Below are 13,263 nucleotides of genomic sequence, written 5' to 3' on the forward strand. Positions count from 1 at the left end.
CTGCGAAGCGATGAGGAAGAGCCACCCCATTCGGCGCGTCGTGCTGGCCACCGCGGCCACCGTGTCCGGAGTCGTGCTGCTGCTGTCGCTGAAGCCCGCGTCGGACCCGGCCGCGGCGCCGGGCGCCGGCGCCGCCGCGCAGGCGGGCGGGGCCGCGCAGCAGGCGCCGCAGGGCGGGCAGCAGGGCGGTGGCGCGGCGGCGGGCACCGTCACCGGTGACGCGGCGCAGACCCAGTACGGGGCCGTGCAGGTGCGGCTGACCGTCGCGGACGGGAAGATCACCAAGGCGGAGGCGGTGCAGGCGCCCAAGGGCGGGGTCAGCGACCAGAAGACCGCGCTCGCCGTGCCGAAGCTCAACCAGGAGGCCGTGGCCGCCGGCAACGCCGACATCGACGCGGTGTCCGGGGCGACCTATACCAGCGCGGGGTACAAGAAGTCGCTGCAGTCGGCGCTGGACAAGGTGAAGGCCTCGTCCTCCGGGGCCGGTGCGGGCGCTGGTAGCGGTTCGGGTGCCGGCTCCTCGGGTGCTTCGGGGTCCGCGCAGGCGCGGACCGTCACCGGCCGGGTCGCGCAGACGCAGTACGGCCCGGTGCAGGTCAGGATCACCGTCGCCGGCGGGAAGATCACCGAGGCGGAGGCGGTGCAGGCGCCCAAGGGCGGGGTCAGCGACCAGAAGACCGCGCTCGCCGTGCCGAAGCTCAACCAGGAGGCCGTGGCCGCCGGCAACGCCGGCATCGACGCGGTGTCCGGGGCGACCTACACCAGCACCGGCTACAAGCAGTCGCTGCAGTCGGCGCTCGACCAGGCCGGTGGCTGACCCGATGACCGAGCCGGCCGACGCCCCCGCCGCGACGCGGCACGCGGAGGAGGTCATGGGCACCGTCTTCTCCTTCGACGTCCGCGGCGGGCGGACCGACGCGGTGCGCGAGGCGCTGGCCGGGGCGGTCGCGGTACTGCACCGGGCCGACGCGCTGTTCTCCACCTACCGCGAGGACAGCGAGCTGTCCCGGCTGGCCCGGGGCGAGCTGACCGTGGCGCGGTGCGCGCCCGAGGTGGCCGAGGTGCTGGCGCTGGCGGCCGAGGCGGAGCGGGTCAGCGAGGGCTGGTTCAGCCCCCGGTACCGGGGCGACCTGGACCCGACCGGAATCGTGAAGGGCTGGGCGGCCGAACGGGCCGCCCGGCTGCTGGCGGCGGTGGACGGGGTGTGCGGGGTCAGCGTGAACGGCGGCGGCGACGTCCAGATGCTGGGCGCGCCGGAGCCGCATCGGCCGTGGCGGGTGGGAGTGGCCGACCCGCTCCGGCCGGGCGGCCTGGCCGCGGTGATCTCGGCGGCGGGCGTGGACGAGCTGTCCGTGGCCACGTCCGGCACGGCGGAGCGGGGCGCGCACATCATGGATCCGCGCACCGGCCGCCCGGCGGTCACCGACCTGGTCTCGGTGACGGTGGTGGGACCCAGGCTGACCTGGGTGGACTGCTGGGCCACGGCCGCGTTCGCGATGGGCTCGCGGGCGGGGCTGGCGTGGCTGGAGTCGCTGCCCGGCGTGGAGGCCCTGCTGATCACGGCCGGGGACGAGGTGCGCTGCACCGGGGGTCTGGCGGACCGGCTGGGCTGAAAGTTCAATTTTTGTCTTTTTACCTCCGAATGCCATCCGGCTCCGGCCCTGGGCCGTATCCCCTGTGAAGCAAGTTTCAGGAGGAACGCATGGCCATCTTCAGCAATCTCATGCCGGCCAACGGCCATGACAACGGCGACGACTCGTCGTTCGACGGCGGCTCGCGGAACGGCTTCGGCCACGACCACGGCGACGGTCACGACTTCGGCGACCGTCACGGACATGGTCACGGCCACGGTGAAGGCCACGGGCACGGCCATGGCCACGGCGGCCACGGCGGCCACGGCGGCCACTGATCGCATCCCGAGGCGGGGCGGACCGGTGACCGGAGGACCCGGTCCGCCCCGCCGCCGATTTCCGAGGAACGCATGCCATGGCGCACCTCCTGCGGCGTCTGCTGTCGGTGGGCGAGACCTCCGACGCCGTGGTCGCCGCCGCGCCCCCGGTGCCCCTGCGCGAGGTGTTCCGGCGGTTCTGGCCGTACACCCGGGGCGGCCGGCGCTGGCTCGTTCCCCTGGCCCTCTTCAGCCTGGCCGGGCCGGCCGTGGACGCGGCCGAGATCTGGCTCTTCAAGATCGTCGTGGACGATGTGCTCGTCCCCCGCGACCTGCGCCCCTTCCTCTGGATCGCGCCGGTCTATCTGGGGCTCATCCTCTGCTCCGGGATCCTGGGCTTCGGCGACAGCGTGACGTCCACCTGGGTCAGCGAACGCTTCCTGCTCTCCCTGCGCTCCGACGTCTTCCGGCACGTGCAGGGGCTGTCGCTCGGCTTCTTCGAGCGCCGGCGGCTGGGCGACGTGCTGTCCCGGGTCACCGGTGACGTCGACGCCGTCGAGACGTTCCTGCTCTCCGGGGTCGCGGACGTCCTCTACTACGTGATCCGCCTGGGCGTCTTCCTCGGACTGCTCTTCTACCTGCGCTGGGACCTGACCCTGCTCGCCCTCGCCATCGTGCCGCTGTTCTGGGCTGCCGCCCGGCACTTCTCGCGGCTGATCAAGGCGGCGTCGCGGGAGCGCAGGCGGCGCAGCGGCTCGATCAGCGCGATCGCCGAGGAGTCACTGGGCAATGTCGCCCTGGTGCAGGCGTACAACCGGCAGGGGTGGGAGGAGCGCCGGTTCGAGAAGGAGAACCTCGGCAGGTTCCGGGCGGCGATGACGTCGGCCCGGATCCGTGCCGTCTACGGACCCGTCGTGGAGATCATCGAAGTGGCCGGCGGTATCGCGGTGATGGGCCTCGGCACCTGGAAACTGGCCCAGGGACAGCTCACGCTGGGCGGCCTGCTGGTCTTCCTGGCCCTGATCGGCAAGCTCTACGGCCCGGTCCGCGGCCTGTCCCACCTGGGCACCACCTTCTACGCGGCCTCCGCCTCGGCCGAGCGGATCATCGAACTGCTGGACCAGCGGCCGCAGGTCGTCGAGGCCGCGCACCCCCGGCGCACCGGCCGGGCGCGCGGCGAGGTGGAGTTCGACGGCGTCTGCTTCCGCTACCCCGGGACCGGGTCCTGGGCCCTGTCGGACGTGTCCTTCGAGGCGGCGCCCGGTGAGACGCTGGCGCTGGTCGGGGCCAGCGGGGCCGGCAAGTCGACGATCGCCAAGCTGCAACTGCGCTTCTACGACCCCGACCGGGGAGCGGTCCGCCTCGACGGCAGGGACCTGCGGGAGCTCAGCCTGACCGACGTGCGGGACAGCGTCGCCGTGGTGCTGCAGGAGACGCTCGTCTTCCACGGCACCGTGCGGGAGAACATCGCCTACGGCCGCCCGGAGGCGACGGACGCGGAGATCGTCGCGGCGGCGCGCGCGGCGGACGCGCACGAGTTCGTCGAACTGCTCCCGGAGGGGTACGACACGCTGGTCGGCCAGCGGGGCCGGACACTGTCCGGCGGACAGTGCCAGCGGCTGGCCATCGCCCGGGCGATGATCCGGGACGCGCCCGTGCTGGTGCTGGACGAGCCGACCACCGGCCTCGACGTCCGCTCGGGACGGCGGATCATGGACCCGCTGCGCCGGCTCATGGCCGGGCGGACGACCGTGGTGATCTCGCACAACCTGCTGACCGTCCAGGACGCCACCCGCATCGTGGTCCTGGACCACGGCCGGGTCGTCGAGCAGGGCGCCCACGACGAACTGCTCGGCCGCGACGGCGCCTACGCGCGGCTGCACCGGCTGAACGCCCTGAACGGCGTGCCGTCCCCGGGACGGGTGCACTCATGAGCGCCCCCGGCGCCCGGGCCGCCCGGGAAGCGGCCCCGGCCGTGACACCGGCCCCGGCCCTGGCACCGGGCACGCGGCCGGTCCCCGGCTACGAGATCCTGGGCCATCTGACCCGCACCCGCTGGCTGGACGTCCACGACGCCTGGAGCGAGGAGCGGGACTGCCGGTGCGTGATCAAGGTGCTGCGTCCGGACCGGCGGGGCGAGGCCGGGCTGGGCGAGCGGCTGCTGCGGGAGGGACGGTGGCTGCGGGAGTTCAGCCATCCGCATCTGGTCCGCGGCTACGAGACCTTCGAGTCGCCCGAGCCGCTCGTGGTCCTGGAGACGCTGACCGGGGAGACGCTGTCCCACCTGGTGCGCCGGCTGCGGCACCGGGCGTCCGCCGCCGACGTGGCGCTCCTCGGGGTCCAGCTGTGCTCCGCCGTCCACTACCTCCACCGCCGTGGCCTGCTGCACCTGGACCTCAAGCCGTCCAACGTGGTGGTGGACCGCGGGTACGCGAAGGTGCTGGACCTGAGTGTCGCGCGGCCTCCCGGCCCGGCCCCCGCGGGCGTGGGCACGCTCCGCTACCTGGCCCCGGAGCAGGCCCGCGGGGGCCCGCTCACGACCGCCGCCGACGTGTGGGGCATCGGCGTCACCCTGTTCGAAGTGGCCTGCGGCGAGCCGCCGTTCGGCCGCGACGACGGGACCGGGGCCCCGGACGGACGGTGCTGCCCCCAACTGGAGCGGACGGCCCCGCCCGTCGCCTCCCGCCGGCGCCTGCCGCCCGCCCTCGCCGCCGCCGTCGACGCCTGCCTGCGTCCCGGTCCGCCGGCCCGGCCCGCGCTCACCGACCTGTCCGCGGCCCTCGGTTCCGCCCGGCCCGGCGCCCGCGGCTGAGGCCGGCGCTCAGGGCGGTACGGGCGCCCGGGTTCACGCCTCGCCGGTGCGGACCTGGCCGGTCTGCAGCGGGGCCGTGGCGAGGACGGTGCCGTCCGGGGCGGTCAGGCGGGCGCCCGACACCGCTCCCGGATCGACGGAAGCCGCCACGCCCCAGGCGCCGCGCCCCTCGTGCACCGGGAAATCGCCGAGCCGGACCGTCGTGCCGTCGGAGCGCTCCAGGAGACAGGTGACCTTGCCGTCGTACACGGCGCCGGGGGCCGTCAGGTCGACGGACATGAACACCCAGCCGGGGCTCCCGGGGTGGGCGTAGACCTCGCCGGCGGGCCGGGCACCGGACCCGGCCGAGGTCAGATCGCCGACCAGCATGGTCTCGGTCCCGGCGGGCGCCGCGGGCGCGGCCGTGACCTCCTCGATGGCGGTGCCGATCCCCCAGCCGGCGAACCCGAAGGCGACGGCGAACGCGACCGCCACCGACGCGAGCCGCAGCCGGACCCGCCCGGCACGGCCGCGCGGCCCCTCACGGAGGGACGCCCGCACGGGCGGGCGCCGCTCGTACGCCGTGACGTCCTGGGTCAGGGCGCGCGCCACCCGGGTCTCGAAGCCCAGCGGCGGTTCACGGTCCGGCAGCAGGCCGATCAGCCGGTCGCCGACCAGGGTCAGGTGCTCGACGTACTCGCGGCACTCCGCGCAGCCGTCCAGATGCGCGACGGCCGCGGCGCGCTCGCGGCCGTCGAGCACGCCCAGCGCCAGCTCGGCACCGAGCTCCCGCAGTCGCCCGCAGGTCACCTCACTGGACATGGTCGCCTCGCTTCGGAGCCGCGAGGGTGGTCCGCAGTTTGCCCATGGCCGCCCTGATCCGCGTCTTGGCGGTGCCCAGCGGGATCTTCTCCCGGTCGGCGATCTGCTGGGCCGTCATTCCGTAGACACCCGCCATCACCAGGGCACGCGCCTGTTCCCGCGGCAGCCGCGCCAGGGCGGCCCGGAGCTGGGACGAGGCCTCGTCGGCCAGCGCCCACCGCTCGGGGGTCTCGGTGACGACGCCCAGGAGCGCCTCGAGGTCCTCGGGCGCCACCGCCTGCGTCCGCCGGGCGCGGACGGCGTCGATGGCGAGGTTGTGCGCGATGGTCGTCAGCCAGGTCGTGACCGACCCGCGGCGCGAGTCGTAGATCTGGGCGTGCCGCCACGCGCGCTCGAACGTCTGCTGGGCGATGTCCTCGGCGAGCTGCGGATCACCGGTGACGGCCATCGCGACACCGAAGACCCTGTGCTGGAACCTCCGTACGAAGGCGACGGCGAGTTCCTGGTCACCGGTGGACAGCCCGGACAGCAGAGCCTCGTCCGGAAGGCGGTCCACCGGTGTCCCGTAACCCGACACACCTCTGTATACGGTCGGCCGACGCCTGGGGATTGCGCCCCGGCTCCGGAAGATCACACGGCCATTGTCCGCCGGTCGGCCGGGACCCGCACGCGGGTCACACCCCGTTCTGCGCCAGCCGCAGCAGATGGTCCGCGAGCGCCTGGCCGCCGTCCGGATTCCGGCTGATCAGCAGCAGTGTGTCGTCGCCCGCGATGGTGCCGAGGATGTCGTGCAGCTCGGCCTGGTCGATCGCCGAGGCGAGGAACTGGGCCGCGCCCGGCGGGGTGCGCAGCACCACGAGGTTGGCTGAGGCCTCGGCGGAGATCAGCAGCTCCTGGGAGAGCCGCCGCATCCGCTCCTCCTTCGCCGACTCCCCCAGCGGGGCGCGCGGAGTACGGAAACCGCCCTCGCTGGGCACCGCGTAGATCAGGTCGCCGTCGTTGTTGCGGATCTTCACCGCGTTCAGCTCGTCGAGGTCCCGGGAGAGCGTCGCCTGGGTGACGCTCAGCCCGTCGTCGGCGAGCAGCTTGGCGAGCTGGCTCTGGGACCGCACCGGCTGCCGGTTGAGGATGTCCACGATCCGGCGGTGGCGGGCGGTGCGGGTCTGCGGGACGGCGGGTCCGGCACCCGCCGCCTGCTCGTGGTCCTGCGCCTGGCTCATCGTCGTCTCATTCCCCGGATCGTCCGTCCCCGTCGGCTGCGTCGAGGATGCCGGGCAGTGCCCGCAGCAAGGCGCCCGTCTCGTCGTCGCGCAGGTTCAGCGGTGGCATGAGCCGTACGACGTCGGGAGCGGGCGCGTTCACCAGGAACCCGGCCTCCTGGGCCGCCTGCTGCACCTGTGGCGCGTGCGGCCCGGTGAGCACGATACCCAGGAGCAGGCCCGAGCCCCGGACACAATCGATCAGCGGGTGGCCCAGGGCCTCGATTCCGTCCCGCAGTTTCTCGCTCTGCCGCTTGACGTTCTCCAGCAGTCCCTCGTCCGCGATGGTGTCCAGGACGGCGAGTCCGGCGGCGCAGGCGACCGGGTTCCCGCCGAAGGTGGTGCCGTGCTGACCGGGCTGGAGCAGTTCGGCGGCGCGCCCGAAGGCCACGGTGGCGCCGAGCGGCAGCCCGCCGCCGAGTCCCTTGGCGAGCGTGACGACGTCCGGCAGGACGCCTTCGTGGGCCTGGTACTCGAACCAGTTGCCGGTCCGCCCGACGCCGGTCTGCACCTCGTCCAGCACCAGCAGCGCGCCGGTGGCGGCGGTGATGGCGCGGGCCGCCTTGAGGTAGCCGGCCGGGGGCACCACGACCCCGTTCTCGCCCTGGATCGGCTCGATGACGACGAGGGCCGTCTCCTCCGTCACCGCGGCGGCCAGCGCCTGCGCGTCGCCGTACGGCACGTGGGTGACGTCGCCGGGCAGCGGCAGGAAGGGCTGCTGCTTGCCGGGCTGGCCGGTGAGCGCGAGGGCGCCCATCGTCCGGCCGTGGAAGCCGCCCTGCGTGGCGACCATGTGGGTCCGCCCGGCCAGTCGGCCGATCTTGAAGGCGCCCTCGTTGGCCTCGGCCCCCGAGTTGCAGAAGTAGACCTTGCCGTCCCGGCCGAAGAGCTGCAGCAGGCGCTCGGCGAGGGCCACCGGCGGCTCGGCGACGAACAGGTTGGAGACGTGGCCGAGGGAGCCGATCTGCCGGCTGACGGCCTCCACCACGGCGGGGTGGGCGTGGCCGAGCGCGTTTACCGCGATACCGCCGACGAAGTCTAGGTACTGCTTGCCGTCGGCGTCCCACAGCCGGGCGCCCGCGCCGCGCACGAGGGGCAGCCGGGGGGTGCCGTAGTTGTTCATGAGCGCGCCCTGCCACCGCGCGGTGAGCTCCTGGTTGCCCGTCACGACTGCTCCCCCTCGGTCTCGTCGGGCACGACCATCGTGCCGATGCCCTCGTCGGTGAAAATCTCCAGCAGGATCGAGTGCTGCACCCGGCCGTCGATGACGCGGGCGGTGCGCACGCCGCCCCGCACCGCGTGCAGGCAGCCCTGCATCTTCGGGACCATGCCCGCGGACAGCTCCGGCAGCAGTTTCTCGAGCTGGGAGGCGGTGAGGCGGCTGATCACCTCGTCGGAGTTCGGCCAGTCCTCGTAGAGGCCCTCGACGTCCGTGAGGACCATGAGGGTCTCGGCCCCCAGTGCCGCAGCGAGTGCCGCAGCCGCCGTATCAGCATTGACGTTGTAGACATGTCCGTCGTCCTGTGACCTGGCGATCGAGGACACGACCGGGATGCGGCCGTCGGCGAGCAGTGCCTCGATGGCGCCGGTGTCGATCTCGGTGATCTCGCCGACCCGCCCGATGTCGACCAGCTCGCCGTCGATCTCGGGCTGGTGCTTGATGGCGGTGATGGTGTGGGCGTCCTCGCCGGTCAGGCCGACGGCGAGGGGGCCGTGCTGGTTGAGCAGGCCGACCAGCTCGCGCTGCACCTGCCCGGCGAGCACCATCCGTACGACGTCCATGGCGTCCTCGGTGGTGACCCGGAGGCCGGCCTTGAACTCGCTGACGATGCCGTGCCGGTCCAGGGCGGCGCTGATCTGCGGACCGCCGCCGTGCACCACGACCGGCTTGAGGCCGGCGTGCCGCAGGAAGACGACGTCCTGGGCGAAGGCGGCCTTCAGGTCCTCGTCCACCATGGCGTTGCCGCCGAACTTGATGACGACGGTCTTGCCGTGGTGCCGGGTCAGCCAGGGCAGGGCCTCGATGAGGATCTGGGCCTTGGGCAGTGCCGTGTGTTTCCGCGTCGTGGTCATGAGGAGTAGGCGCTGTTCTCGTGGACGTAGTCGGCGGTCAGGTCGTTGGTCCAGATGGTCGCGCTCTCGCCGCCCGCGGCGAGGTCGGCGACGATGTGCACCTCGCGGTAGCGCATGTCGACCAGCTCGCGGTCCTCGCCCACCGAACCGTCCTTGCAGACCCAGACGCCGTTGATGGCGACGTTCAGCCGGTCCGGTTCGAAGGAGGCCTTCGTGGTGCCGATGGCGGACAGGACGCGGCCCCAGTTGGGGTCCTCGCCGTGGATCGCGCACTTGAGCAGGTTGTTGCGGGCGATGGAGCGGCCGACCTCGACGGCGTCGTCCTCCGTCTCGGCGTTGATCACCTCGACCTTGATGTCCTTGGCCGCGCCCTCGGCGTCGCCGATGAGCTGCCGGCCGAGGTCGTCGCAGACCTGCCGGACGGCCTCGGCGAACTCGTCGTACCCCGGGGTGATGCCGGAGGAGCCGGAGGCGAGCAGCAGCACGGTGTCGTTGGTGGACATGCAGCCGTCGGAGTCGACGCGGTCGAACGTGACCCGGGTCGCGGCGCGCAGGGCCTTGTCCAGCACCTCGCCGCCGAGGTCGGCGTCGGTGGTGAGGACGACCAGCATGGTGGCGAGGCCCGGCGCGAGCATGCCCGCGCCCTTGGCCATGCCGCCGACGGTCCATCCTCCCCCAGACTCCGTCCGGGGGGACCCCCAGGTGACCACGGACGTCTTGTGGACGGTGTCGGTGGTCTTGATGGCGATGGCGGCCTTCTCGCCGCCGTGCTCGCTCAGCGCGCCGGCGGCCGTCTCCACCCCCTTCAGGAGCTTGTCCATCGGGAGCAGCACGCCGATCAGTCCGGTGGAGCAGACGGCGACCTCGATGGCACCCCGGCCGAGCACCTCGGCCGCCTTCTCGGCGGTGGCGTGGGTGTCCTGGAAGCCCTTGGGGCCCGTACAGGCGTTGGCGCCGCCGGAGTTCAGCACCACGGCCGACACCTGGCCGCTCTTGAGGACCTGCTCGGACCACAGCACCGGGGCGGCCTTCACACGGTTGGAGGTGAAGACGCCGGCGGCGGTACGGCGGGGCCCCTCGTTGACCACGAGGGCCAGATCCGGATTGCCGTTCCCCTTGATCCCGGCGGCGATGCCCGCCGCCGTGAATCCCTTGGCTGCCGTGACGCTCACGGTGCGACTCCGATCGTGGAAAGTCCCGTGGTCTCGGGGAGAGCCAGGGCGATGTTCATGCTCTGCAGGGCGCCGCCCGCGGTGCCCTTCGTCAGGTTGTCGATGGCGCTGATCGCGATGACCCGGCCCGCGGCGGCGTCGTACGCGACCTGCACCTGCACGGCGTTGGAGCCGTACACGGACGCCGTGGCCGGCCACTGCCCCTCGGGGAGCAGATGGACGAAGGGCTCGTCGGCGTAGGCCTTCTCGTAGGCGGCGCGGACCGACTGAGCCGTCACCCCGGCGACGGCCCTGGCGCTGCACGTGGCGAGGATGCCGCGCGGCATCGGCGCGAGGGTCGGGGTGAAGGAGACCGAGATCCGCTCCCCCGCCACCCCGCTGAGGTTCTGGATCATCTCGGGGGTGTGCCGGTGGCCGCCGCCGACGCCGTACGGCGTCATGGAGCCCATGACCTCGCTGCCGAGCAGGTGCGGCTTGGCCGCCTTGCCCGCGCCGGAGGTGCCGGACGCGGCGACGACCACGGCCTCGGACTCGGCGAGGTGGGCCGCGTAGGCCGGGTACAGGGCGAGGGAGACGGCGGTCGGGTAGCAACCGGGTACCGCGATGCGCTTGGACCCCTCCAGCGCGGCGCGGGCACCCGGCAGTTCGGGGAGGCCGTAGGGCCAGGTGCCGGCGTGCGGGGAGCCGTAGAACCGCTCCCAGTCGGCCGGGTCCTTCAGCCGGAAGTCGGCGCCCATGTCGACCACGAGGACGTCCGGGCCGAGCCGCTCGGCGACGGCGGCGGACTGCCCGTGGGGCAGGGCCAGGAAGACGACGTCGTGCCCGGCGAGGTTCTCCGGCGTGGTCTCGGCCAGCACCCGGTCGGCCAGCGGCAGCAGGTGCGGCTGGAGCGCGCCGAGCCGCCGGCCGGCGTTGGAGCTTCCGGTCAGGGCACCGATCTCGACCTCGGGGTGCGCGAGGAGCAGCCGCAGGACCTCACCGCCCGCGTATCCGCTCGCTCCGGCCACCGCCGCACGTACCGCCATGTCCACCCTCCTCTGGATGGCATGACTATACGTATCGCTGCACGTTTATGCAATCGTCTTTCGTGTTCCAGGGATCGTCACCGGACGCGAGGAGCCGCCCTCGGCGGGACGCACCGCCAGGCGAGGGCCGCCGCGGACAGGTAGGCGAGGGCGCCGATGGCCATGGCGGTGCGCAGGCCGGTGCCGTAGTCGGGGCTGGTGGCCAGCAGGCTGCCGCCCAGGGCGACCCCGGTGGCGCTGCCGATCTGGCGGGTGGTGTTGAAGAGGGCGGAGGCGGCGCCCGCGTAGGCCGGGGGCGCGGCGCCCATCACGGTGGCGGTCGAGCCGGTGAGCGCGAAGGACGTGCCGAAACCGGTGGCCATCATCGGGGCCACCAGCAGCCGGTAGGCCGGGTCGGGTCCGGCCGCGGCCCAGCCGGCCAGTCCGAGGGCGCCCAGGAGCATGCCGGTGACCACCAGCGGGCGGTCGCCGGTGCGGCGGGTCAGCCGGGCGGACAGCACGGAGGCGAACATCGTCATCGCCACCGCGGGGAAGAGGGCCAGCCCGGTCCGCAGGGCGCTGAAGCCGCGCTGGTGCTGGAAGTACAGGCTGGCGGTGAAGATCATGCCGTAGAAGCCGAAGTTGAACAGCAGTCCGAGGGCGGCACCGCCGCTCATCGCGCGGGAGCGCAGCAGCCCCAGCGGCAGGGCGGGAGAGCGGGCGAGCCGCTCGCGCAACGCGAACGCCGCGACGGCGAGCACGGCCAGGGCCAGCCCGGCGAGCACGGCGGGGTCGCTCCAGCCGCGCCGTCCCGCCTCGTTCAGCGCGGCGGTGAGCAGGGCCACCGCCGCCACCACGGCGCACTGCGCCGGCCAGTCCAGGGCCCGGTCCGGGTGCCGCGGTGACGGCGCGACGAACCGCGACGTGAGCACCAGGCAGACCAGGCCGACCGGCAGGTTGATCAGGAAGACCCAGCGCCAGCCCGCCGTGGACACCAGCAGCCCGCCCAGCAGCGGCCCGGCGGAGGCCGCGATGCCGGCCATCGACCCCCAGAGCCCGAAGGCGCGTGAGCGGGCCGCCGGCACCGGATAGGCCTCCTGGAGCAGCGCGAGGGAGCCGGGCACGATCAGGGCCGCGCCGAGTCCCTCCACCAGCCGGGCCGCGACCAGGAAGGGGGCGTCCGGCGCGAACGCGCACGCCGCCGAGGCCGCCGTGAACACGCCGACGCCCGCGCGGAAGACGCGCCGGTTGCCCAGCCGGTCGCCCAGCGCGCCCCCGGTCATCAGGAATCCGGCGAAGACCAGGGTGTACCCGTCCGTGATCCACTGGATGCCGGTGAGCGAGGCGCGCAGTTCCCGGCCCACCACGGGCACGGCCACGTTGATGATCGTGACGTCCAGGATGACCATGAAGTACCCGGCGCACACGGCCAGCAGCGGTGCCGAGGAGCGCGGCGCTGCCGCCGGGCCCGGGGCGCCGGGCTCACCGCCACCGGCGGAGTCCGCGAAGGGCATGTCGCCGACCCCGTCCTGTCCGCAGTCCCTGAGCGGTGAGCATGCTAGGCGGCGGCGGCAGGCGGTCCGGGGAACCCGGGCCGCCGGGCGGCCCGCGTACACCGGACGGGCCAACCGGACGCGGCCGGACGCGGCCCCGGCCCGGCCCGCGGCTGCCGCGGGTTCCTCACCGCCGCCCGCCGAACTCCCAGTCGTGGACCTCCACGGCCGCGTACTCGCCCGCGGACAGGACGGTGCGGGCGGCGTCCGGGTCCTGTGCCCGGACCAGCGCGGCCGTACCCAGCCAGGTGGCACCGTCGTCGGACAGCAGCGGCCCGAACGCGATCAGGTCGTCCCGGCCGGGCGGCACCGCGGGCCCGGTGGCCGGCCCGGGGCCGAGCCCGAGCACCAGGTACCGGTTGCCGCCGGCCGGGCCACCGGGGAAGTCCCACATGGTGCGCCCCAGCAGGTTGCGCCACCGGCGCAGCAGTACGTCCCGGTACACGCCGGCCTGGTGGTTCGGCTCGTCGAAGGCGAACGCGCGAGCGGCGGCGGGATCGGGCAGGCCGACGATGTGCACGCTGCCGGTGGGCGTCTCGCCGTCGGCGGCGAAGGTCGGGCCGCGCGCGATCAGCTCCTTCGCGTACCGGTCCATGTAGGACCAGTGCTCCTCCAGCAGTTCGTCGCGCAGTGCCTCGGAGCCGGGCCGGTCGCGGTGGTGGCAGAAGAACTCCATGCCGCGGACCCTGGCGCAGCGAGGG

14 protein-coding genes are annotated in these 13,263 nt (G+C 73.7%); 5 read left to right on the forward strand and 9 right to left on the reverse strand.

Annotation, left to right across the window (positions count from 1 at the left end):
* Positions 1–10: 10 nt before the first annotated feature.
* The 5 genes from ABZ478_RS10035 to ABZ478_RS10055 all read left to right on the forward strand — a co-directional run bounded on the left by ABZ478_RS10035 (position 11) and on the right by ABZ478_RS10055 (position 4,700).
* Positions 11–817 carry an FMN-binding protein gene (locus tag ABZ478_RS10035; RefSeq protein ID WP_359547041.1) on the forward strand — a complete coding sequence of 269 codons (807 nt, stop codon included), beginning with the start codon at positions 11–13 and terminating at the stop codon, positions 815–817.
* Positions 818–821: 4 nt separating this feature from the next.
* On the forward strand, positions 822–1,613 hold the full coding sequence (locus ABZ478_RS10040) for an FAD:protein FMN transferase (RefSeq protein WP_359547044.1): 792 nt from the start codon (positions 822–824) through the stop codon (positions 1,611–1,613).
* Positions 1,614–1,702: 89 nt separating this feature from the next.
* A complete protein-coding gene (locus ABZ478_RS10045; RefSeq protein ID WP_359547046.1) occupies positions 1,703–1,909 on the forward strand; it encodes a hypothetical protein in 207 nt (68 codons plus the stop codon).
* Positions 1,910–1,986: 77 nt separating this feature from the next.
* Positions 1,987–3,822, forward strand: a complete 1,836-nt coding sequence (locus ABZ478_RS10050) for an ABC transporter ATP-binding protein (RefSeq protein WP_359547048.1) — start codon at positions 1,987–1,989, stop codon at positions 3,820–3,822.
* Complete coding sequence (locus ABZ478_RS10055) at positions 3,819–4,700, forward strand: serine/threonine-protein kinase (RefSeq protein WP_359547049.1); 882 nt, start codon at positions 3,819–3,821, stop codon at positions 4,698–4,700. The genes ABZ478_RS10050 and ABZ478_RS10055 overlap by 4 nt, the downstream gene beginning before the upstream one ends.
* Positions 4,701–4,733: 33 nt before the next feature.
* Here ABZ478_RS10055 and ABZ478_RS10060 read toward each other — a convergent pair whose 3' ends face one another.
* The 9 genes from ABZ478_RS10060 to ABZ478_RS10100 form a co-directional block, all read right to left on the reverse strand.
* A complete protein-coding gene (locus ABZ478_RS10060) occupies positions 4,734–5,501 on the reverse strand; it encodes a zf-HC2 domain-containing protein (RefSeq protein WP_359547051.1) in 768 nt (255 codons plus the stop codon).
* Entirely contained in the window at positions 5,491–6,078 is a 588-nt protein-coding gene (locus tag ABZ478_RS10065) for an RNA polymerase sigma factor (RefSeq protein ID WP_358932179.1), read from the reverse strand. Before ABZ478_RS10065 ends, ABZ478_RS10060 begins: the two co-directional genes overlap by 11 nt.
* Before the next feature lie 97 nt (positions 6,079–6,175).
* On the reverse strand, positions 6,176–6,721 hold the full coding sequence (locus tag ABZ478_RS10070) for an arginine repressor (RefSeq protein WP_358932177.1): 546 nt from the start codon (positions 6,719–6,721) through the stop codon (positions 6,176–6,178).
* Between the two features lie 7 nt (positions 6,722–6,728).
* Positions 6,729–7,928, reverse strand: a complete 1,200-nt coding sequence (locus ABZ478_RS10075; RefSeq protein ID WP_359547053.1) for an acetylornithine transaminase — start codon at positions 7,926–7,928, stop codon at positions 6,729–6,731.
* Positions 7,925–8,833 (reverse strand): acetylglutamate kinase, encoded by a 909-nt coding sequence (gene argB / locus ABZ478_RS10080; RefSeq protein WP_359547056.1) that lies wholly within the window; start codon positions 8,831–8,833, stop codon positions 7,925–7,927. The genes ABZ478_RS10075 and argB overlap by 4 nt, the downstream gene beginning before the upstream one ends.
* Complete coding sequence (gene argJ / locus ABZ478_RS10085; protein ID WP_359547059.1) at positions 8,830–10,005, reverse strand: bifunctional glutamate N-acetyltransferase/amino-acid acetyltransferase ArgJ; 1,176 nt, start codon at positions 10,003–10,005, stop codon at positions 8,830–8,832. Before argJ ends, argB begins: the two co-directional genes overlap by 4 nt.
* Positions 10,002–11,030 (reverse strand): N-acetyl-gamma-glutamyl-phosphate reductase, encoded by a 1,029-nt coding sequence (gene argC / locus ABZ478_RS10090; RefSeq protein ID WP_359547062.1) that lies wholly within the window; start codon positions 11,028–11,030, stop codon positions 10,002–10,004. The genes argJ and argC overlap by 4 nt, the downstream gene beginning before the upstream one ends.
* Positions 11,031–11,107: 77 nt before the next feature.
* Entirely contained in the window at positions 11,108–12,523 is a 1,416-nt protein-coding gene (locus ABZ478_RS10095; protein WP_359547064.1) for an MFS transporter, read from the reverse strand.
* 166 nt (positions 12,524–12,689) lie between these two features.
* A complete protein-coding gene (locus tag ABZ478_RS10100) occupies positions 12,690–13,238 on the reverse strand; it encodes a YciI family protein (RefSeq protein WP_359547067.1) in 549 nt (182 codons plus the stop codon).
* Between the last annotated feature and the right edge of the window lie 25 nt (positions 13,239–13,263).

Origin of the sequence: Streptomyces sp. NPDC005706, assembly GCF_040631045.1 — a bacterium.
Lineage (GTDB): Bacteria > Actinomycetota > Actinomycetes > Streptomycetales > Streptomycetaceae > Streptomyces.

Excerpts from the sequence above, each read along its gene's own strand:
- ABZ478_RS10100 (WP_359547067.1), bottom strand. The coding sequence starts at position 13,238 with ATGGAGTTCTTCTGCCACCACCGCGACCGGCCCGGCTCCGAGGCACTG.
- ABZ478_RS10035 (WP_359547041.1), top strand. The coding sequence starts at position 11 with ATGAGGAAGAGCCACCCCATTCGGCGCGTCGTGCTGGCCACCGCGGCC.
- ABZ478_RS10040 (WP_359547044.1), top strand. The coding sequence starts at position 822 with ATGACCGAGCCGGCCGACGCCCCCGCCGCGACGCGGCACGCGGAGGAG.
- argC (WP_359547062.1), bottom strand. The coding sequence starts at position 11,030 with ATGGCGGTACGTGCGGCGGTGGCCGGAGCGAGCGGATACGCGGGCGGT.
- ABZ478_RS10070 (WP_358932177.1), bottom strand. The coding sequence starts at position 6,721 with ATGAGCCAGGCGCAGGACCACGAGCAGGCGGCGGGTGCCGGACCCGCC.
- argB (WP_359547056.1), bottom strand. The coding sequence starts at position 8,833 with ATGACCACGACGCGGAAACACACGGCACTGCCCAAGGCCCAGATCCTC.
- ABZ478_RS10060 (WP_359547051.1), bottom strand. The coding sequence starts at position 5,501 with ATGTCCAGTGAGGTGACCTGCGGGCGACTGCGGGAGCTCGGTGCCGAG.
- ABZ478_RS10050 (WP_359547048.1), top strand. The coding sequence starts at position 1,987 with ATGGCGCACCTCCTGCGGCGTCTGCTGTCGGTGGGCGAGACCTCCGAC.
- ABZ478_RS10055 (WP_359547049.1), top strand. The coding sequence starts at position 3,819 with ATGAGCGCCCCCGGCGCCCGGGCCGCCCGGGAAGCGGCCCCGGCCGTG.
- ABZ478_RS10045 (WP_359547046.1), top strand. The coding sequence starts at position 1,703 with ATGGCCATCTTCAGCAATCTCATGCCGGCCAACGGCCATGACAACGGC.
- ABZ478_RS10095 (WP_359547064.1), bottom strand. The coding sequence starts at position 12,523 with ATGCCCTTCGCGGACTCCGCCGGTGGCGGTGAGCCCGGCGCCCCGGGC.